This is a genomic window from Halomonas pelophila, from assembly GCF_040196315.1.
Lineage (GTDB): Bacteria > Pseudomonadota > Gammaproteobacteria > Pseudomonadales > Halomonadaceae > Halomonas > Halomonas pelophila.
Window position 1 is genome coordinate 20,130 of record NZ_JBEGCI010000019.1, and the last position, 20,291, is coordinate 40,420.

Below are 20,291 nucleotides of genomic sequence, written 5' to 3' on the forward strand. Positions count from 1 at the left end.
GGATCAGGCCAGCGGGAGCGACATCAGCAGCGCATCCTCCCGCGCACGGCCGGCGAGCGGCGGATAGTAGCCGCGACGCCGGCCGTCCTCGTTGAAGCCGGCGCGTCGATAGAGGCCAATGGCCGCGACATTGCTCGCCCGCACCTCCAGCAGCAGGCGCTCCACGCCCCAGCCCCTTGCCGCCTCGATCACCGCATCGAGCAGCCGACCCGCAAGCCCCTGACGACGACAGTCGCCGGCCACCAGGATGGCCTGCAGCTCCGCATCGAAGGGCAGGCGCACCACCACCGCATGCCCCACCAGCCGCGTCTCCTGCTCGACGCCGACGACCCTCGCCTCGGCATCACCCAGCACGGCCTCGAGCTGAGCCGGCGTCCAGGGATCATGCTGATGGGCCTGCTCCAGGGTCGTCAGCACCGCCAGATCGTCGATCTCCAGCGGGCGCAGCGTCGTCTCAGTCGGGCGCATGCGCCTCCCAGGCCTGACGCCAGCCGGCCATCTGCGGCCAGAGCGCGCGCTTGGCCGCGGCGCTGCCGGCCAGCTCATCCAGGGCAGGCCCCTGCCAGGCGGGCAACGCCAGCAGCGGGCAGTGTGCATCAACCAGGGCGAGCAGCTCATCGAGAACGGCGTCGTCGCCGAACACCAGCAGCCGCTCCGGCACCCAGCCGCGCCGCTGACGGCCGGCCAGGAAGGCCTGGAGCCCCTCCCGGGCCTCCTCGACCGGAGCCTCCACCGGCAGGCCCTCCAGCTGCGGCCAGCGAAAGGCCTCGAAGGCCGGCATCTGCTCGGGCACCACGCCGGCGGCCTGCAGCAGGTGGCGCAGCAGGCGCACCTCGGTGGCGCCGGGGGCCGCCTCCTGGGGCAGCAGGATCAGCCAGCGGCCATCCAGGCAGGCCACCTGCAGGGTGAAGCGCAGCGCCTCGCCGGCACGCTGCGCCGGGCGCGCCGCGGCCGGCTTCGCGTCAGCCTCCGCCTCGGCGGCGGGCACCATGTCGCCGAGCAGCGCACGCGCCTTGCCGGGGCCGGCCGGCGGGCGCTGGGGCGGCTCCGGCTCGGCGGGCGCCTCCCGGGGCGTGGCGACCTGGGCCTGGGCGGCCTCGTCGAGCAGGGCGTGCAGGCGCTCACCCGGCGGGGTCGGCGTCGCGGCCTCGGGTTCGGGCGGCGCCCACTCGCACTCCGGCGTGGGCAGGGCGTTGGGCAGGCGGTAGCGGGAGACCCAGGCCGTCAGGCCCATGGCCTCCAGGTACTGCAGGCGCTGCGGCTCCGGGGTCACGAGGTGCTGCCGCCCCGGCAGTCGGGGGAATCGGGGCGCGACCGGCCGCTGGCCTCCCACTCCTCGGGCGTGAAGAGGTGCAGGGCCAGGGCGTGCACCGGGCCTGCCAGCTCATCGGCGAGCAGCGCGTAGAGCTGCTGGTGGCGCTTGACCGGCATCAGCCCCTCGAAGCGGCGAGCGACCAGGGTGACCTTGAAGTGCGTCTCCGAATTCGCCGGCACGTTGTGCCGGTGGCTCTCGTTCTCCACCGCCAGGAAGTCGGGCTCGAGGGCCTTGAGCTTGGCTTCGATGGTGTCCTGGATGCTCATGTCGACGTCTCGATGCTGGGTGAGTGAGAGGGCCATTGTACGCCTTCCGTGCGGGTCCGACGACGCCCGCCGCGATCAGGCCCGGCGCGCCTCGCGCTGCGCCCGCCCGGCCAGGCCGACCCGCGAAAGGCTCGCCATGAGCGACAGCACGCAGGCCCCGGCCCCGGCCCAGAGCGTCGCCTGCACCGGGGCGCCGGCGGCCAGGAAGGCGCCGACCAGGGCGACCCCGAGGGACTGGCCCACCGTCCGGGTGGTGCTCATCACGCCGGAGGCCCGGGCGCTGCGCTCGCGGGGGACGCTGGCCATCATCTCGCGGTTGTTGGGGGGCTGGAAGAGGCCGAAGCCCATGCCGCAGAGCGCCGTGCGCCAGAGGCTGTCGGCCAGGCCCGCCTCGGCGTCCAGCCCGGCCAGCGCCGCCAGGCCCAGCAGCAGCAGTAGCAGGCCGGCACTGGAGAGCAGGCTCGGGTTGACCCGATCCGCCAGCCGACCGGCCAGCGGCCCCACCACCATGATCGCCAGCGGCCAGGGGGTGAACATCCAGGCGGTCTGCAGCGGCGTGAAGCCCATCTCCTGCTGATAGAGGAAGGAGAGCGCCACGAAGGCCAGCCCCTGTCCCACGAAGGCCAGCCCCGAGGCGCAGACCGCCAACGAGAAGCGCCGCTCGGCGAACAGTGACAGCGGCAGCAGGGGGTGACGCGCGCGCCGCTGGCGCCGCAGGAAGAGCCCGGCACTGAGCGCACTGCCGCCCAGCCAGGCGAGCACCTGCCAGCCGGGCACCCCGTGACCGGCGCTATCGAGGCCCAGGAAGAGCCCGGCCATCATGGCCACCGCGAAGAGGGCGCCGCGCCAGTCGAAGTCCTCACGGCGCCTGGCCTCCCGCGGCAGCGCCCGCCAGGCCAGGCTGGCGGCGCAGAGCCCCAGCGGCACGTGCAGGGCGAAGAGCCACGGCCAGTTCGCCACCGAGAGCACCAGCCCGCCGATGGTCGGCCCCGCCGCGTAGCCGCCGGCGACCACCAGGGCGGAGAGCCCCAGGGCGCTGCCGAGCAGCCGCGAGGGGAAGATCGACCGGTAGAGCGACGGCCCGATGGAGAGGGTCGCCGCCGCGCCGAGCCCCTGCAGGCCCCGAAACAGCAGCAGGGTCTCGAGGTTGCGGGAGAGCGCGCTGCCCAGTGCGGCCAGGGTGAAGAGCGCCACCCCGGCGGTGTAGACACGATAGCGCCCGACCCGCTCGCTGAGCGCGGCGAAGACCAGCAGGAAGGCGGCACAGACCACCTGGAAGAGGTTGGTGACCCACACCACCCGGGAGGGCGAGGCCGCGAGGTCGGCGGCGATGGTGGGCAGGGCGATGTTGACCATGGTGGTGTCCACCACCGCCATCAGGGTCCCGAGAATCAGTGCCAGCACCGCCAGGCGCCGTTCCGGGCCCGGCAGGCCATCGTCGCCGGGACGGGTCGCGAAGAGTCGACTCATCCTGTTTCCGTTGCTAGAAGATCAATAAGACAGAAACCGGCCGAAGCCGGTTTCTCGCGGTCGCCGTCGTCGGGATGACGGCCGGGCAGACGCCTCAGTCCTGGTCGGTCTCCAGCAGCAGGGCGTCGTCCACCTCGGAGATCTCCAGCGCCGCCTCGTTATCCAGGTCGACGGCCAGGTAGCTGTGCTCGACCTGCAGGAAGCGCTGGAAGAGCGCCCAGTCCAGGGACTCCGGCCACTGACGCTCGTCCTCTTCCCAGGCGCGCAGCTCGGTCTCGAGGATCTCGAGGTAGCGCTCGCGCACGAAGCCCTCCAGGGCCTCCGGCGTGTCCATCTCCGGGATCAGATAGACGGTGCTTTCACGTTCGACGTCGGCCAGGGTCAGGTCATCGCCTTCCATGGTGGGTTCGAGCGCATTGATCCAGTCCACGAAATGCCGGGTCGGCCTGACGCTCAGGGCGGAGCGGTTGAGCAGTTTCATCACGGTCTCCTCGACGTCGAAACGACGGTCATTATGGGCGCTGGCAACGGCGTTTACCAATGCTTCCCACACCTCACCGCAGATGGGTAGCCTCTGACTGCCAGGCTCAGGGCTGACTGGCGACAGGCCCCGGAGCGCCGTACCGTCGGGGAGGCGCTGTGAATCCCTCCATGGACGCTACCTCGGCCCTGCTGCGCTCTCGCGTCCCACTCCGCTTGCAGGTCCGGTGCTGGCCATCCCTGGCCAGCCCGTTCGGAGCAATGCTCCTCACCCCTGGTCCTCGGACCTCCCCTTCGGCCCATCCCCAGCGCCCCTCGCTCAGCCTCTACAACACAGCCCCTTCACTCGACCTCGGGTCTCATGGCCGGGAACAGCAGGACGTCGCGGATCGAGGCGCTGTCGGTGAACAGCATCACCAGCCGGTCGATGCCGATGCCCTCGCCGGCGGTCGGCGGCAGGCCATATTCCAGGGCGCGCACGTAATCGGCGTCGTAGTACATCGCCTCCAGATCGCCGGCCTCCTTCTCCGCAGCCTGGGCGGCGAAGCGCTCGGCCTGGTCCTCGGCATCGTTCAACTCCGAGAAGCCGTTGGCGATCTCGCGGCCGCCGACGAAGAACTCGAAACGCTCGGTGACGAAAGGATCACTGTCCTTGCGGCGCGCCAGCGGGCTCACCTCGGTGGGGTACTCGGTGATGAAGGTCGGCTGCTGGAGGCGGTGCTCGACGGTCTTCTCGAAGATCTCGATCTGGACCTTGCCCAGCCCCCAGCCGTCCTTGACGTCGATATCCAGGCGCTCGGCGATCTGGCGGGCCGCCGCCTCGTCGGCCAGGGCCTCGGCGTGGATGTCCGGGTTGAACTCGAGGATGGCGTCGAACACGCTGATGCGGCGCAGCGGCTGGCCGAAGTCGTACTCGAAGGTCTCCAGCACTTCGCCCTCGGCGTTGCGCACGGTGTTGACCACCGTGGTGGTGCCCAGCACCTTCTGGGCCACGCTGCGCAACATCTCCTCGGTGAGATCCATCAGGTCATGATGATTGGCATGGGCCTGGTAGAACTCGATCATCGTGAACTCGGGGTTGTGCCGCGTGGAGAGCCCCTCGTTACGGAAGTTGCGGTTGATCTCGAAGACCCGCTCGAAGCCACCCACCACCAGGCGCTTGAGGTAGAGCTCCGGGGCGATGCGCAGGTACATGTCGATGTCCAGCGCATTGTGGTGGGTGACGAAAGGCCGGGCCGTGGCGCCGCCGGGGATCGGCTGCAGCATCGGCGTCTCGACCTCCATGAAGCCGCGATCCTCGAAGAAGCGGCGCATGGCGCTGATCACCCCGGCGCGGGCCTCGAAGACCCGGCGCGAATCGGGGTTCACGATCAGATCGACGTAGCGCTGGCGATAGCGCGCCTCGAGATCGGTCAACCCGTGGAACTTGTCGGGCAGCGGACGCAGGCTCTTGGTGAGCAGCTTGGCCTCGACCATCATCACGTAGAGATCGCCCTTGCCCGACTTGTGCACCGGACCGCGGCCGGCCACGATGTCGCCGATGTCCCAGCCCTTGATGTCCTCGAGCACCTCGGCGGGCAGCCCCTTCTTGTCGACGTAGAGCTGGATCGTGCCGGAGGGGTCCTGGATGACCAGGAAGGGCCCGCGCTTGCGCATGATGCGCCCGGCCACGGCGGCCTGGCGGCCCAGCGTCTCCAGCTCGGCCTTGTCCTTGTCGCCGAGCTCGGCGTCGAGCTCGGCCGCCAGGCTGTCGCGGCGAAAATCGTTGGGGAAGGCGCTCTCGCCGGTGTCGGCGGCCAGTGCGCGGCGCGCGGCCAGCTTGGCGCGGCGCTCGGCGATCAAGCGGTTCTCGTCGTTCTGCGGGGAGTCCGGGTGGGCCATGTCGCTACCTGTGGCGTCGCGGCCTCACGGGAGGCCGCTACGGTGAAAAAGAGTGGGCGTCGCGCCGCGCTCCGGAGGAATATGCCCGGGGCGCGGCAGGGCAAGGGCTCAGAGCCCCTGTTTCAGGCTGGCTTCGATGAACTGATCCAGGTCGCCGTCCAGCACCTTGTCGCAGCTGCTCGACTGCACGCCGGTGCGCAGGTCCTTGATGCGTTGGTCGTCCAGCACGTAGGAGCGGATCTGGCTGCCCCAGCCGATGTCGGCCTTGGAGTCCTCGGCCTCCTGCTTGGCGGCGTTGCGCTTCTGCATCTCGTGTTCCCACAGCTTCGCCTTGAGCTGCTTCATGGCGAAGTCGCGGTTGGCATGCTGGCTGCGCTGGCTCTGGCAGGCCACCACGATGCCGGTGGGCTCGTGAGTGATGCGCACGGCGGAGTCGGTGGTGTTGACGTGCTGACCGCCGGCCCCGCTGGAGCGGTAGGTGTCGGTGCGCAGGTCCGAGGGATTGATCTCGACCTCGAAGCTGTCGTCGACCTCCGGGGAGAGGAACACCGAGGCGAACGAGGTGTGGCGGCGACCGCCGGAGTCGAAGGGACTCTTGCGCACCAGGCGGTGCACGCCGGTCTCGGTGCGCAGCCAGCCGAAGGCATAATCGCCCTGGATATGCACCGAGGCCGACTTGATGCCCGCCACGTCGCCGGCCGAGACCTCGATGATCTCCGCCTTGAAGCCGTGGTGTTCGGCCCAGCGCAGGTACATGCGCAGCAGGATGTTGGCCCAGTCCTGGGCTTCGGTGCCGCCGGAGCCCGCCTGGATGTCGAGGTAGGCGTTGTTCTCGTCCATCTCGCCGGAGAACATGCGCCGAAACTCGAGCTTGGCGAGGCTCGCCTGCATGCCGTCGAGCTCCTTCTGGACCTCGGCGACGGTGCCCTCGTCCTCCTCCATCTCGGCGAGTTCCAGCAGGTCCCGGCTATCGCCCAGGCCCTGGTCGAGCTCGTCGATGGTGGCAACGATGGTCTCCAGCGTGGCCCGCTCCTTGCCCAGCTTCTGGGCGTAGTCGGGATCGCTCCAGACGTTGGGGTCCTCGAGCTCGCGGGTGACTTCCTCTAGCCGATCCTTCTTTTCGGCATAGTCAAAGATACCCCCTCAGGACGTCTGTCCGCTCGGACAGGTCCTTGATGAGGTTGTGGATGGCATTGGTTTCCAGCATGGGCTCGCTCGCCTGAATCTGCGGTGGAAAGACGGCCGCCGCGGCGGCGCGGAAAAGGCCGCTATTGTAGCGAAACCCGACCGCAGCGACCATCCTCCACGGCCCTTCGCATCGGGCGATATCGAATTCATGGATGGGGCCATGCGCAATTTCGAATAGACCGCGCTCGCCGGCTTGGACATGGTGAGGCCATGACCCACACGGCCGGAACTCCACACAACCACAAGCAACGGAGTGCATGATGATCACGCCCCGCCTCGCCGCCGGCTCGCTGCTGCTGGCCGCCAGCTGCCTCGCCCTGCCCGCCAGTGCCGATACCCTGCGCCTCGCCATCATGGGCGAGCCCGCCTCCCTGGACCCCCACAAGATCAGCGGCACCTGGGAGAACGACGTGGTCGGCGACCTCTTCGAGGGGCTGGTCACCGAGGCCGCCGACGGCGCGCGCATCCCCGGCGTCGCCGAATCCTGGGAGATCGACGAGGAGGGCACGACCTATACCTTCACCCTGCGCGAGGACGCCGCCTGGTCCGATGGCACGCCGGTGACCGCCGGCGACTTCGTCTTCGCCTTCCGCCGCATCCTCGACCCGGCCACCGCCGCCAGCTACGCCTACCTGCTCTATCCGGTGAAGAACGCCGAGGCGGTCTACGGCGGCGAGGCCGAGCCGAGCGCGCTGGGCATCGAGGCGCTCGACCCGCGCACCCTGCGCATCACCCTTGAACGCTCCACTCCCTACTTCCTCGACCAGCTGGCCCACTACACCGCCTATCCGGTGCCCCAGCACGCGGTGGAGGAGTACGGCGACGACTGGTCCAGCCCCGAGCACATGGTCTCCAACGGCGCCTTCGCGCTGCAGGAGTGGCAGTCGCAGACGCGCATCGAGGCCACGCGCAACCCGCACTTCCACGACGCCGAGAACGTCGCCCTGGACGAGGTGGTGTATTTCCCCATCGAGGAGCGCAACACCGCCCTGAACCGCTTTCGCGCCGGCGAGATCGACATCGCCCGGGAGTTCCCCACCCAGCAGTACGCCTGGCTCCAGGAGAACCTGCCGGAGGCCGTGCAGGTGGCCCCCTACCTCGGCATCTACTACTACGCCTTCAACACCCGGGACGGCCGCGCCACCGCCGACCCGCGAGTGCGCGAGGCGCTGAGCCTGGCGGCGCGCCGCGAGGTGATCACCGACCAGATCCTCGGCACCGGCGAGCAGCCCGCCTACGGCTTCGTGCCGCCTAACGTGGCCCACTATGAGGGCGCCGAGCTCGACTTCGCCGAGATGAGCCAGGAGGCGCGCCTGACCCGCGCCCGCGAACTGATGGCCGAGGCCGGCTACGGCCCGGACGACCCGCTCGAGCTGCTGCTGCGCTACAACACCAGCGAGGACCATCGCAAGGTCGCCATCGCCCTGGCCGCCATGTGGAAGCCGCTGGGGGTCGAGGTGGAGCTCTACAACGCCGAGGTGGCGGTGCACTATGCCGACATCCGCCAGGGCGACTTCGACGTGGCCCGGGCCGGCTGGATCGGCGACTACAACGACGCCCAGAACTTCCTGAGTCTGCTGGAGGGCGGTGTCGCCAACAACTACGGCGCCTACGCCAACCCCGCGTTCGACGCCCTGATGGACCGGGCCGCCGAGACCCAGGACCGAGACGCCCGTGCCGAGCTGATGGCCGAGGCCGAGGCCCTGGCGCTGGCCGACAACGCCACCCTGCCCCTCTACTACTACGTGTCGCGCAACCTGGTCAGCCCCGCGCTGAGCGGCTGGCAGACCAACATCGAGGACATCCACCGCTCGCGCTGGATCGACATCGAGGAGTGATCCGCCCTTCCCCACCGCTGTGACTGTCCCCGGGCCCTGGCGGCCCGGGGCGCGAGGCCATCCCATGCTCCGCTATACCCTGACTCGCCTGCTGCAGGCGATTCCGACGCTGTGGATCGTCATTACCCTGTCGTTCTTCCTGATGCACCTGGCCCCGGGCGGCCCCTTCGACGGCGAGCGCCAGCTGCCGCCGGAGATCGAGGCCAACCTGCTGGCCACCTACCACCTGGACGAGCCGGTGTGGCAGCAGTACCTGATCTACATGGGCAACCTGCTCCAAGGCGATCTCGGCCCCTCCTTCAAGTACAAGGACTTCACCGTTACCGAGCTGGTCGCCCAGGGCTTTCCGGTGAGCCTGGAGCTCGGCCTGTGGGCCATCGGCCTGGCGCTGCTGATCGGCCTGCCGCTGGGGGTGATCGCCGCGCTCAGGCGCAACTCCACCGTCGACTACCTGGTGATGGGCACGGCGCTTGCCGGCGTGGCGATCCCCAACTTCGTGATCGCCCCGCTGCTGGCGCTGGTGTTCGGGGTCTTCCTCGGCTGGCTGCCGGTGGGCGGCTGGAACGACGGCGCCTGGCCCAACCTGGTGCTGCCGGTGGTGGCGCTGTCGATCCAGCAGATCGCCTACATCGCGCGGATGATGCGCGCCAGCATGATCGAGATCCTCGGCAGCCACTTCATCCGCACGGCCCGCGCCAAGGGGCTGACGGAGGCCGAGGTGATCTGGCGCCACGCCCTGCGCCCGGCAATGCTGCCGGTGGTCTCCTACCTCGGCCCCGCCATCGCCGGCATCATCACCGGCTCCGTGGTGATCGAGCAGATCTTCGGCATCCCGGGCATCGGCCGCTACTTCGTGCAGGCTGCCCTCAACCGCGACTACACCCTGGTGATGGGCACGGTGGTGTTCTACGGCGCACTGATCGTGCTGCTCAACCTGCTCGTCGACCTGCTCTACTCGGCCCTGGACCCGCAGATTCGCTATGACGACTGATACCGCTGTCTCGACCCCCGATATCGCCGGCGACAGCCTGGCCCGCGAGGCCTGGCGACGGCTCAAGCAGAACAAGGCCGCCACCACCAGCCTGGTGCTGCTGGCGCTGGTCGCCCTGTCCTGCATCGCCGGCCCCTGGCTGACGCCCTGGGCGATGGACGAGGTGGACTGGAACGCCTTTCTCACCGCGCCGAGCCTCGCCGATGGCCACTACGCCGGCACCGACGCCAACGGCCGCGACCTGCTGACCCGGGTGCTGCATGGCGGCCAGGTGTCGCTCTCCGTGGCGCTGGTCGCCACCCTGGTCTCGCTGGTGATCGGCGTGCTCTACGGCGCCGTGGCCGGCTACCTGGGCGGGCGCGCCGACACCCTGATGATGCGCTTCGTCGACATCATGTACTCGCTGCCCTTCATGTTCCTGGTGATCCTGCTGATGGTGGTGTTCGGCCGCAACATCCTGCTGATCTATGCCGCCATCGGCGCCGTGGAGTGGCTCGACATGTCGCGCATCGTGCGCGGCCAGGTGCTGGCCCTGAAGCGTCGCGAATTCGTCGAGGCCGCCCAGGCACTGGGCGTGCGCAGCCACACCATCGTCACCCGCCACCTGATACCCAACGCCATCGGCCCGGTGATCGTCTACGTCACCCTCACCGTGCCCAAGGTGATCCTGCTGGAGAGCTTCCTCTCCTTCCTGGGGCTCGGCGTGCAGGAGCCGCTGACCAGCTGGGGCGTACTGATCAGCGAGGGCAAGGACATGATGGAGACCGCTCCCTGGATGCTGCTGGTGCCCTCCGCCTTCCTGGCGACGACCCTCTTGTGCCTCAACTTCCTGGGCGACGGCCTGCGCGATGCCCTCGATCCCAAGACCCGTTAACGACCCGCAAGGAGGCTCCATGTCACAGCCACTGCTCGAGATCGATCGTCTGCGGGTCGACTTCGACCTGCCGGGCGGCAACGTCACCGCCGTCAAGGACTTGAGTTTCACCATCCACGAGGGCGAGACCCTGGCACTGGTCGGCGAATCCGGCTCCGGCAAGTCGGTCTCCTCCACCGCCGCCCTGGGCCTGCTGCCGGAACTCGCCCGCCCCGCCGGCGCCATCCGCTGGCATGGCGGGGCCGGCGACGAGGACCTGCTGCGGGTGCCGCCGAAGCGCCTGCGCCGCATCCGCGGCAACGAGATCTCGATGATCTTCCAGGAGCCCATGACCTCGCTGAACCCGCTGCATCGGGTGGGCCGCCAGATCATCGAGGTACTGACCAAGCACACCGCGCTGCGCGGCCGCGCCGCCCGGGCCCGCGCCCTCGATCTGCTCGGGCAGGTGGGCATCCCCGAGCCCGAGCGGCGCCTGGGGAGCTACCCCCATGAGCTCTCCGGCGGCCAGCGCCAGCGGGTGATGATCGCCATGGCGCTGGCCTGCGAGCCGAAGCTCTTGATCGCCGACGAGCCGACCACGGCGCTGGACGTCACCGTCCAGGCGCAGATCCTCACCCTGCTCAAGGACCTGCAGCGGCGCTATGGCATGGCGATACTGTTCATCACCCACGATCTGGGCATCGTGCGCCACTTCGCCGATCGGGTCTGCGTGATGCGCCGCGGCGAGCTGATGGAAAGCGGCGAGACCGCCGCCCTGTTCGCCGCCCCCCGCCACGCCTACACGCGGATGCTGATCGATGCCGAGCCCCACGGGCGCAAGGCGCCGGTGCCGGCCGACGCCCCGCTGCTACTCGAGGCCCGCGACCTGCGGGTGCGCTTCCCTCTCAAGAGGCGCCTCTTTGGGCCCGCCGAGTATTTCGAGGCGGTGCGCGGCATCGATCTCGCGATCCGCCGCGGCCAGACGGTGGGCATCGTCGGCGAGTCCGGCTCCGGCAAGTCGACGCTGGGCCGCGCCCTGCTGCGCCTGCTCGAGAGCCGGGGCGATATCCGCTTCGACGACACCGCCCTCGACGGCCTGGACAGCGCCGGCATGCGCCCGCTGCGCTCGCGCATGCAGGTGGTCTTCCAGGATCCCTTCGGCTCGCTGTCGCCGCGCATGACGGTGGGCGAGATCGTCGGCGAGGGCCTGCGGGTGCACGCCCCGGCACTCGGCCGGCGCGAGCGGGACGCCCGGGTCCAGGAGGCGCTCCACGATGTCGCCCTCGACCCGTCGATGCGCCACCGCTACCCCCACGAGTTCTCGGGCGGCCAGCGCCAGCGCATCGCCATCGCCCGCGCCCTGGTGCTCAAGCCCGAGTTCCTGCTGCTCGACGAGCCCACCTCGGCCCTGGACCGCTCGGTGCAGGCCACGGTGATCGCACTGCTGCGCGACCTGCAGGCGACCCACGGCCTCACCTACCTGTTCATCAGCCACGACCTGGCGGTGGTGCGGGCCCTGGCCGACAGCGTGCTGGTGATGAAGGAGGGCGCGGTGGTCGAGCAGGGCAATACCGAGGCGCTGTTCCAGGCGCCCCGCGAGGCCTACACCCGGGAACTGATGCGGGCGGCCTTCCTCGAGGAAGCCGCCGCCTGAGCCCTCCCCACACGCAAAGACCCCGGCCAGTGGCCGGGGTCGCGGGGGGCTTGCAGAAAAGGTCGTGCCGGAAGGGCCGCGCCTAGAAGCGGTAGTCCAGCGAGAGGGCGAAGACGTCGGCCTCCACCTCGTAGTCGCCGGAGAGGTTGCCCTTATCGGCGTTCTCGTTGGTGGCGGTTGCCCGCTGGTCGATGCCGCCATCGTCGGCGAAGACGTGCATGTAGCCGGCGGTGATGCCGAGCTCGGGGCTGGGCATCCAGGTGGCGCCGAAGGTCGCCCACTGGCGGTCGGCATCCGGCACCCGCGGGGTGCGGAACTCGGCGCTGGGCACCGGGCTCTCGTCGAGGCCCAGGCCGGCACGCAGCAGCCACTGCTTGTTCAGGGCGTAGTTGGCGCCTACCGAGAAGGCCCAGGTATCGTCCCAGTTCTCGGTGGTGGGGCTGCTGGTTCCATCTTCGAACTCGACCACCAGCTCGTCGAAACTGCTCCACTCGGTCCATTCGGCGTTGGCCATCAGCGCCAGCCGATCGGTCAGCTGATGGTAGACGCCCAGGTTCAGGTTGGCTGGCGTCGTCAGGTCAGCCTTCCCCCCTTTATCGGTAATACGTGGATCAGCCTCATTCGCCACGGCAGTGGAAGAATAAGCACTCGTGCCGCTGAACCCGACATCCCCTTCGAGAGTCAGGTCAATTTCGGAGCGGTAGCTGGCACCAAGGCGAGTCTTGTCAGTGACCTGAAAGAGCGCACCCAAGGTATAGCCATAGCCCCAGTCATCACCCTCCACCGTACCAATCACGTCATCGCGACCGGGGGTTCCGCCTTTAAGGGCTGCTGCAGTGCCAAAGTCGATGGCGTTAGACAGCGTCGCATCGGCATACTGCGCCCGCAGGCCGACGGCCAGATTGAGCCGCTCCGAGGCCCGGTAGTTGAGCGTCGGCTGGAAATCGATGGTGGTGAGTTCGGTTTCCACGGCGTGATAGCGGCCAACCCAGTCCTCGTCGTACTTGGTGGAGAGCCCGTAGGGGGCGTAGATGGCCAGGCCCAGATCGAACTGCTCGTTGAGCTGCATCTTGGCGGCGAAGCTCGGCACTGTAGCCGTTTCGCCGCCCTGGCGAGAGCCGCCTCGATCGTAATCGACATTGCCGAGACCGGGGAAGGAACGACTAGAGGCTTCGGCATCCTGAAGCTCGAAGCTGGCATCGATATAGGCCACCCCGCCGGCAACCTGGTTGCCGTCGATGTTGCCGATGGCGGCCGGGTTGTAGGCCATGAAGCTGACGTCCTCGGCGCCGGCGGTGGCGTTGGACATGGCGTTGGCGAGGGTCTTGGCGCTCTGCTCACGCACCTGGAAGCCGGAGGCGGCCGCCTGGCCGGCGATCAGCGCCGTGGAAGCGAGGGCGATGGCAATGGTCAGCCGATTGACGTGATGGGGCATATGGCGAGGCATCCCTTTCCGGTGGATCGTTGTTGTCGTTTTGCCGCGAGGCGGTCACGTGCCGTCAGTGTTCGCGCATCTGCCGTCGGGGATCAAGTCCAAACGAGCGTTTTAAAGCAAAACTTGCTAATACTTTGGTAGAACAAACGTTTCAACCCCTTACCTTTCATCGACTTAGCCTTAGGCCGCCCGCCACGACGCCTAGGGCCTCGCCGACCCTTGACCTATGGGTTACCCAAAGGTTTTACACTCTCGCCACGACATCCTCTGGAGATCCCTCGATGAAGGTCAGCGACATCGCCCGCCAGGCCGGCGTCACCGCCGAGACCGTGCGCCACTACACCCGCGAGGGGCTGCTGACCCCCGAGCGCCATCCCGAGAACGGCTACCAGCTGTTCGGCCAGCAGGAGCTGGCGCGGCTGCGCTTCATTCAGCGCGCCCGCACCCTGGGCTTCGGCGTGGCCGAGATCCGCGACATCCTCGAGCATGCCGACCATGGCGACTCGCCCTGCCCGATGGTGCGCGACCTGCTGGCCAGTCGACTGCCCCAGATACGTGAACGCATCGCCGAGCTGGAGGCGCTGGCCGCGCGCATGGAGCAGGCCCTCGCGGCCTGGGAGGAGATGCCCGACGGCACGCCGGACGGACATAGCCTGTGCCGACTGATCGAGAGCTTTCCCGAACCGCTCAATGCCGACGTCGACGCCGACAAGGAGACCCGATGAACGCCAGACACACCCTCGAGCGCCGGGTACCCGGCATGAACTGCCAGGGCTGCGTGGCTTCGATGCGCCGCGCCATCCAGGCCCAGGATACCGAGGCCGAGGTCACCGGCACCCCTGCCGAGAAGCGCCTCGAGGTCGCCACACGGCTGACCGGTGACGCCCTGGACGAGCTACTGGCCGAAGTCGGCTATCCGGCGGCCGCCGGGGCGCCGGCCGACCGTCAGCACCACGAGCGCCACGTCCCCGGCATGAGCTGCCAGGGCTGCGTCGGTCGGATGCGCAAGGCGATCCAGGCACGAGACCCCGAGGCCGACGTCACCGGCACCCCGGCCGAGAAGCGCCTCGAGATCACCACCGCGCTCTCGGCGACCGAGCTGGACGAGACCCTGACCGAGGCCGGCTATCCGCCCGGTGAGCGTAACGGCGAAGCTCCCGCAGAAACGGACGCCTCCGACGAGGCCGAGACGCCCGAAGACGCCGAGTCGGCGGCGCCCCAGGCACCCGGCGACGCGCCGACGGCTGAGACACGGCCCACGACACGACGCTTCTCCATCAGCGGCATGACCTGCGCCAGCTGCGTGAAGAGCGTCCAGCAGGCCATCGAGCAGACGCCCGGGGTGGTCAGTGCGGAGGTGAACTTCGGCACCCATACCGCCGAGGTACGTGGCAGCGCCGATCCGGAGACCCTGATCCACGCCGTGGAGGAGGTGGGCTACGGCGCCGAGCCCATCGTCGACATGCGCGAAGCGGAAGAGGCTCGAGCCCGCAAGGACGAGCAGACCTATCGCCAGCGCCTCAGGGGCAGCCTGCTGTCTCTCGCGCTCGCCGTGCCTCTGATGGCCAGCATGTTCGTCTATCATCCGCAGCCGGTGGGCGGCGGACGCCTCTACTGGCTGGCGATCGGCCTGCTCACGCTTGGCGTGATGGCCTATCCGGGACGCCACTTCTTCGTCAACGCCTGGAAGAACTTCCGGCACCACCAGGCCAACATGGACACCCTGATCGCCATGGGCACCGGCACCGCCTGGCTCTACTCCATGGCGGTGGTGGCCGTCGGTCCCTGGCTGCCGGAGGTGGCCCGGGGCATCTACTTCGAGGCCTCGGCGATGGTCATCGGCCTGGTGCTGCTGGGCAACGCCCTGGAGCTGCGCGCCCGCGGGCGCACCAGCGAGGCCTTGAAGCGCCTGCTCGACCTGCAGAGCCGCACCGCCCGGGTGATCCGCGACGGCGAGGAGCGCGAGGTCGACATCGACGAGGTGCGCCAGGGCGATCATATTCGCGTGCGTCCCGGCGAGCGCCTGCCGGTGGACGGCGAGGTGACCGAGGGGCAGAGCCACATCGACGAGTCGATGCTGACCGGCGAGCCGGTGCCCGTGGCCAAGGGCGAAAGCGACGAGGTCAGCGCCGGCACGGTCAACGGCAAGGGCGGCCTGGTCTACCGGGCCACCCGGGTCGGGGCGAACACACGCCTCGGTCAGATCACCGAGCAGGTGGCCAGCGCCCAGAACTCGCGGCCGCCCATCGGTCAGCTGGCCGACAAGGTGTCGAGCATCTTCGTGCCATCGGTGATGATCATCGCCGTGCTCACCGCGCTGGCCTGGTTCAACTTTGGCGCCGAGCCGCGGGTGATCCACATGCTGGTCACCGCCACCACGGTGCTGATCATCGCCTGCCCCTGCGCGCTGGGCCTGGCCACGCCGATCTCCACCATGATCGGGGTCGGCAAGGCCGCCGAGCACGGCGTGCTGGTGCGCAATGGCGACGCCCTGCAGACCGCCAGCAAGCTCACCACCCTGGTGGTGGACAAGACCGGCACCCTCACCGAGGGCAAGCCCCGGGTCACCGAGGCCGAGGTACTCGAGGGCGACGAACAGGCAGTACTGGGCCTGGTCGCGGCCCTGGAGCGCGGCTCCGAGCATCCGCTGGCCGAGGCGCTGATGGCGCATGCGGAGGAACAAGGCGCCACGCCCGGCGAGATCACGGACTTCGATACCGTCACCGGCGGGGGCGTCACGGCAACGACCGGTGATGGCCGGCCGCTGCTGCTGGGCAATGCCCGGCTGCTGGAGGAGGCCGGCGTCGCGCTTGGCGACGGTCGCGAGATCGCCGGCGGGCTCGAGGAGAAGGCGCGCACCGTGGTCTATCTCGCCGTGGATGGCCGGCTCGCCGCGATCTTCGGGATTAGCGACCCCCTGCGCCACGACACCCGCGAGGCGGTGAAGCGCCTGCAGGCCGACGGCCTGACGGTGGTGATGCTGACCGGTGACAACAAGCACACCGCCGCCGCCATCGCCCGGGAAGTGGGCATCGACGACTTCCGCGCCGGCCTGCTGCCCGAGGACAAGCTCGACGAGATCAGCCGCCGCCAGGCCCAGGGCGAGGTGGTCGGCATGGTCGGCGACGGCATCAACGACGCCCCGGCACTGGCCCGCGCCGACGTGGGCTTCGCCATCGGCCAGGGCACCGACGTGGCCATTGAGAGCGCCGGCATCACCCTGGTGCGCGGCTCGCTGCACGGCGTGGCCGCCGCCATCGAGATCAGCAGGGCGACGCTTGCCAACATCAAGCAGAACCTGGTGGGCGCCTTCGGCTACAACGTGCTCGGCATCCCCATCGCCGCCGGGGTGATCTACCCCTTCACCGGCACCCTGCTCTCGCCAATGATCGCCGGCGCCGCCATGTCGCTCTCCTCGATCACCGTGGTGAGCAACGCCAACCGGCTGCGCCTGTTCCGCCCCACCGCCGAGGGCCGGGGCGAGACACAGGGCAGCGATGCAACGCAGGAGGAGGCACGATGAGCTGGATCGTCAATCTCGCCGGCCTGGCCCTGATCGCCCTGATCGCCTGGTGGTTCTGGGTGGCCGACTAGGTGCGGCCGGCTAGGTGGGCCCGCCTGGGGGGTAGCCGAGTAGGGGCGGCCGGCTTGGTGTGGCCAAACGTCAAAAAACGGCGACCGGGACACAGGGCCCCGGTCGCCGACATGGCGCGTGATGTTCGAGGCTAGAGCGCCTCGCGCAGGGTCTCGAGGTAGGCGGCCGTCAGCGCCAGCACGGCTGGGTAGAAGTCGCTGGCCGTGGTCGGCGTGGCGCTGCGCGCGACGAGGCGCGGCAGCCAGGGGCAGAGCTCACGTTCCAGGAAGGTCCGAGTATCGGTGCTCAGCGCCTCGCGCTTATCGCCCTCCGCCTCGGCCAGCGTCATGAGCCGGCGGGCCAGGTAGTCGAGCATGATCGCCAGGTGGTCGGCAGGCTCGCCCACCTCGCGGGGGATCGCATAGCCCGCCTCGGCGAGGCGCGCCTCCATGCGCTCGGCCGGGGCCCCGTGAAAGCGCCCCGTCTCCTCGGCATACAGCGAGGCATAGGGCGGCGCGCCGCTGCGCGCATCGGCCAGGAACAGCTCGGCGAAATCGGCGGCGAGCTCCAGCTGCGGCGTGGTGAACATCACCAGCGTCGACAGGGCGCGGTCGACCCGCGCCACCTCGTCCGCCAGGCCATGCTCGTCGCGCAGCAGGTTCAACAGCGGCCTCGCCTCGCCCCGCCGGTAGCGGGCAAGCGTCGCCTCATCCAGCTCGGCGCTGAGCAGCGTGGCGAGCCACCGGCAGAGCAGGCTCTCCGACTCCCAGATGGCCGACCAGTCGGCCGGTTCCGCCGTTTGCTCCGAGGATGCGGGCGTCGTTTGCAGGCTCATACGTCCACCGTGATCGGTCCACCGAAGGCGGTCACCGCCGGCGCCTCGCCCTCGAAGCGCTCGATCTCGACCACGCAGGTGTTGGCGCTCGGCGCCTGGGCGAGCTTCGAGGTGCCCACGTCGAGGGTCAGGGTGTTGGGATCGCCGTAGGTATCCAGCGCCCCGATCTCCGGGCCTACCGGGCCGTACCAGGCACCCTCCTGGATGCGCACCACGCCGCTCGGGAAGTCGTCGGACACCACCGCGCCCGCCAGCAGCTGGCCGCGATCGTTGTAGACGCGCACCAGATCACCGTCCTGGATCCCGCGCGCCTCGGCGTCCTCGGGGCCGATGAAGATCGGCTCACGCCCCTGCACCGCGTAGGTGGCGCGCAGCGCCTCGGATTCGCACATCTGGGAGTGCAGCCGCTTGTCGGGGTGCACCGACTGCAGCCACAGCGGGTAGCGATCGGAGCCGGGACCGCCGTGGGAGCGCTCCGCCTTCTCCATCCAACGGGGATGCGCCTGGCAATCGTCGTACTCGTAGCGTCCGATCTTGCGGCTGGATATCTCGATGAAGCCGGAGGGCGTGCCCAGCGCGTTGACCTCGGGCGCCTGGCGGAAATCCGCGTGACGCACCCAGTTCTCCCCGGGGCCGAAGTCGACGTAGCCATCTTTCCAGAAGGTCGCGAAGTCGGGCATGGACGAGGTCGGCTCATCGCCCCCGGGCGCGGCGCTCAGCGCCGTGTTCGCCTCGCGACACTCGTCGTAGAGCTTCTTGACCCAGCCCATCTCGTCCAGCTCCTGGCGGTACTCCTCGTCGCGCCCGAAGCGCCGGCACAGGTCGGTGAAGATGTCGAAGTCGCTGCGCGAGTGGAACAGCGGGTCCACCAGCTTGTGCATGGCCAGCACGCCGCGGTTGGAGTAGGAGCCGTAGACGTCGAGGTCGTTGCGTTCGAACTGCGTGCAGGCCGGCAGCACCAGGTCCGAGAAACGGCAGGTGGCGTTCCAGGCGTAGTCGATGGTGACAACGGTCTCGAGCTTGCGGAAGGCCTGCTTCATGCGGTTGTGATCCTGGTGGTGATGCCAGGGGTTACAGCCGCTGAATACGCACATGCGGATGTCGGGAAACACCACCTCGCTGCCGTTGTACTGGATCGTCTCCCCGGGGTTGAGCAGGCAGTCGATCCAGCGCGCCACCGGAATGGTCGAGGCCGCGCCCTGGAAATCGGTGTTGTCGTGCTCGGGCGTCTTGCCGGCATCCACGTTGCGCGGAAAGGCGCCCGGCGCGCTGGCCCCCGAGGAGGGCACGCCGATGGAGCTGTAGTGGTGGCCGTAGCTGATGCCACCGCCGGGCAGGCCGATCTGCCCCAGCATGGTGGCCAGTACCGCGCCCATCCAGTAGGGCTGCTCGCCGTGCTGCTGGCGCTGAATCGCCCAGCCGAACAGAAGCTGGGTGCGATCGGCCGCCAGCAACCGCGCGAAGTCGCGAATCTGCTCGGCGTCGACGCCGCAGATGGGCGCGGCCCACTCCGGCGTCTTGGCCTCGCCGTCGTCGCCCTCGCCCTGGACGTAGGCGATGAAGTCGTCGAACCCCAGGGCGTAGGCGTCGATGAACTCCTGGCTGTAGAGCTCCTCGTTATAAAGGGTGTACGCCATGGCCAGCATGAAGGCCACGTCGGTCATCGGATTGAGGTAGAGCTGCTCGCAGCCCAGGTAGTTCTGGGTCTTGGTGCGCACCGGATCCACGCTGATCACCCGGATGCTGCCGTCGGCCACCTTGGCCTTGAGCTGCTCCAGGTAGGCGTAGGACTCGTGAGTCTCGCAGTTCCAGCCCACCTGCAGGTTCTTGTAGGGGTCATTGCCCCACAGCACCACGGTCTTGCTGTTCTCCAGGATCAGCGGCCAGGAGGTGCCCTGGCTATAGACCTCGGTGGAACCGAGCACGTAGGGGAGGATGACCTGCCCGGCGCCGGTGGAGTAGTCCCCTACCTTCTTGACGAAGTGGCCATGCATCGCCACCGCCCGCTGCATGTGGTTGCCGCAGCTGTGCACCTGGCCGGTCTGGCGCCAGCCGGTCGCGCCGGCGTAGAGCGCCCAGGGGCCGTAGTCGGTCTGGGTGCGTTCCAGCTCCTCGTGGAAGAGGTCGAGGGCGGCGTCCCAGGTCAGGCGCACGAAGCGGTTGTCGCCGCGGGTCGTGCGGTCGGCATCCTGGCGGTGCTTGAGCCACTCCAGGCGGGCCATCGGATAGCGGATGCGCGAGGGGTTGTAGATCAGTCCCTTGATGCCGTTGAGCATCTCGGTGGGGTGCCGATCGGCGCCGAACGGCTTGATCTCGGCCACCTTGCCGCCCTTGACCAGGGCGTTCAGCGCGCCCCAGTGGGAACCGGACGTCTTCCAGACGCCCAACCCGACCTCGGCACCCTCGGCAGCCAACGCCGAGGAGGCGAGCAGCCCCGGGCCGATCAGCGAGGCGGCGGATCCGGCCATCGCCCCCTTGAGGAAACTTCTGCGGCTAATAGTCATGAGAGCT

The 20,291-nt window shown here is 69.0% G+C and carries 17 protein-coding genes; 6 read left to right on the forward strand and 11 right to left on the reverse strand.

Going from position 1 to position 20,291, the window contains the following annotated elements; genetic code table 11:
• Positions 1-3: 3 nt before the first annotated feature.
• From rimI to ABE957_RS16665, 8 genes are all read right to left on the reverse strand, one after another.
• On the reverse strand, positions 4-468 hold the full coding sequence (rimI, locus tag ABE957_RS16630; RefSeq protein ID WP_349759787.1) for a ribosomal protein S18-alanine N-acetyltransferase: 465 nt from the start codon (positions 466-468) through the stop codon (positions 4-6).
• Positions 455-1,273 carry a hypothetical protein gene (locus ABE957_RS16635; protein WP_349759788.1) on the reverse strand — a complete coding sequence of 273 codons (819 nt, stop codon included), beginning with the start codon at positions 1,271-1,273 and terminating at the stop codon, positions 455-457. The genes rimI and ABE957_RS16635 overlap by 14 nt, the downstream gene beginning before the upstream one ends.
• Positions 1,270-1,581: a BolA family protein gene (locus ABE957_RS16640; protein ID WP_089849881.1), complete on the reverse strand. Its 312-nt coding sequence runs from the start codon at positions 1,579-1,581 to the stop codon at positions 1,270-1,272. The genes ABE957_RS16635 and ABE957_RS16640 overlap by 4 nt, the downstream gene beginning before the upstream one ends.
• 75 nt (positions 1,582-1,656) lie before the next feature.
• Positions 1,657-3,051 carry an MFS transporter gene (locus tag ABE957_RS16645; protein WP_349759789.1) on the reverse strand — a complete coding sequence of 465 codons (1,395 nt, stop codon included), beginning with the start codon at positions 3,049-3,051 and terminating at the stop codon, positions 1,657-1,659.
• 94 nt (positions 3,052-3,145) lie between these two features.
• Positions 3,146-3,532: a hypothetical protein gene (locus tag ABE957_RS16650; protein ID WP_349759790.1), complete on the reverse strand. Its 387-nt coding sequence runs from the start codon at positions 3,530-3,532 to the stop codon at positions 3,146-3,148.
• A 341-nt stretch (positions 3,533-3,873) separates the two neighbouring features.
• Positions 3,874-5,412: a lysine--tRNA ligase gene (lysS, locus tag ABE957_RS16655; protein WP_349759791.1), complete on the reverse strand. Its 1,539-nt coding sequence runs from the start codon at positions 5,410-5,412 to the stop codon at positions 3,874-3,876.
• A gap of 108 nt (positions 5,413-5,520) precedes the next feature.
• Positions 5,521-6,616 (reverse strand): peptide chain release factor 2 gene (gene prfB, locus ABE957_RS16660; RefSeq protein WP_349759818.1). Its coding sequence is split into 2 segments (ribosomal slippage): positions 5,521-6,543 and positions 6,545-6,616, totalling 1,095 coding nucleotides; the frame shifts between segments, so codons are not numbered across the junction.
• A complete protein-coding gene (locus tag ABE957_RS16665; protein WP_349759821.1) occupies positions 6,542-6,868 on the reverse strand; it encodes a hypothetical protein in 327 nt (108 codons plus the stop codon). Before ABE957_RS16665 ends, prfB begins: the two co-directional genes overlap by 75 nt.
• Here ABE957_RS16665 and ABE957_RS16670 point away from each other — a divergent pair.
• From ABE957_RS16670 to ABE957_RS16685, 4 genes are all read left to right on the forward strand, one after another.
• Positions 6,861-8,438: a peptide ABC transporter substrate-binding protein gene (locus tag ABE957_RS16670; protein ID WP_349759792.1), complete on the forward strand. Its 1,578-nt coding sequence runs from the start codon at positions 6,861-6,863 to the stop codon at positions 8,436-8,438. The two genes, ABE957_RS16665 and ABE957_RS16670, sit on opposite strands and share 8 nt — an antisense overlap.
• A 64-nt stretch (positions 8,439-8,502) precedes the next feature.
• Positions 8,503-9,429, forward strand: coding sequence for an oligopeptide ABC transporter permease OppB (oppB, locus tag ABE957_RS16675; protein ID WP_349759793.1), 927 nt, complete (start codon positions 8,503-8,505; stop codon positions 9,427-9,429).
• Positions 9,419-10,303, forward strand: a complete 885-nt coding sequence (locus tag ABE957_RS16680) for an ABC transporter permease subunit (protein WP_349759794.1) — start codon at positions 9,419-9,421, stop codon at positions 10,301-10,303. The genes oppB and ABE957_RS16680 overlap by 11 nt, the downstream gene beginning before the upstream one ends.
• A gap of 19 nt (positions 10,304-10,322) precedes the next feature.
• A complete protein-coding gene (locus ABE957_RS16685) occupies positions 10,323-11,936 on the forward strand; it encodes an ABC transporter ATP-binding protein (protein WP_349759795.1) in 1,614 nt (537 codons plus the stop codon).
• A gap of 82 nt (positions 11,937-12,018) precedes the next feature.
• Here the strand turns inward: ABE957_RS16685 and ABE957_RS16690 are convergent, their stop codons facing one another.
• A complete protein-coding gene (locus ABE957_RS16690; protein ID WP_349759796.1) occupies positions 12,019-13,371 on the reverse strand; it encodes an OmpP1/FadL family transporter in 1,353 nt (450 codons plus the stop codon).
• A gap of 281 nt (positions 13,372-13,652) precedes the next feature.
• On the opposite strand from ABE957_RS16690, the gene ABE957_RS16695 reads away from it, so the two are divergent.
• Positions 13,653-14,096, forward strand: coding sequence for a MerR family transcriptional regulator (locus ABE957_RS16695; RefSeq protein WP_349759797.1), 444 nt, complete (start codon positions 13,653-13,655; stop codon positions 14,094-14,096).
• On the forward strand, positions 14,093-16,894 hold the full coding sequence (locus tag ABE957_RS16700) for a heavy metal translocating P-type ATPase (protein WP_432765427.1): 2,802 nt from the start codon (positions 14,093-14,095) through the stop codon (positions 16,892-16,894). Before ABE957_RS16695 ends, ABE957_RS16700 begins: the two co-directional genes overlap by 4 nt.
• Before the next feature lie 202 nt (positions 16,895-17,096).
• Here the strand turns inward: ABE957_RS16700 and torD are convergent, their stop codons facing one another.
• Together torD and torA are read right to left on the reverse strand one after the other, a co-directional pair.
• Positions 17,097-17,780 carry a molecular chaperone TorD gene (torD, locus tag ABE957_RS16705; protein ID WP_349759798.1) on the reverse strand — a complete coding sequence of 228 codons (684 nt, stop codon included), beginning with the start codon at positions 17,778-17,780 and terminating at the stop codon, positions 17,097-17,099.
• A complete protein-coding gene (gene torA / locus ABE957_RS16710) occupies positions 17,777-20,284 on the reverse strand; it encodes a trimethylamine-N-oxide reductase TorA (RefSeq protein WP_349759799.1) in 2,508 nt (835 codons plus the stop codon). The genes torD and torA overlap by 4 nt, the downstream gene beginning before the upstream one ends.
• Between the last annotated feature and the right edge of the window lie 7 nt (positions 20,285-20,291).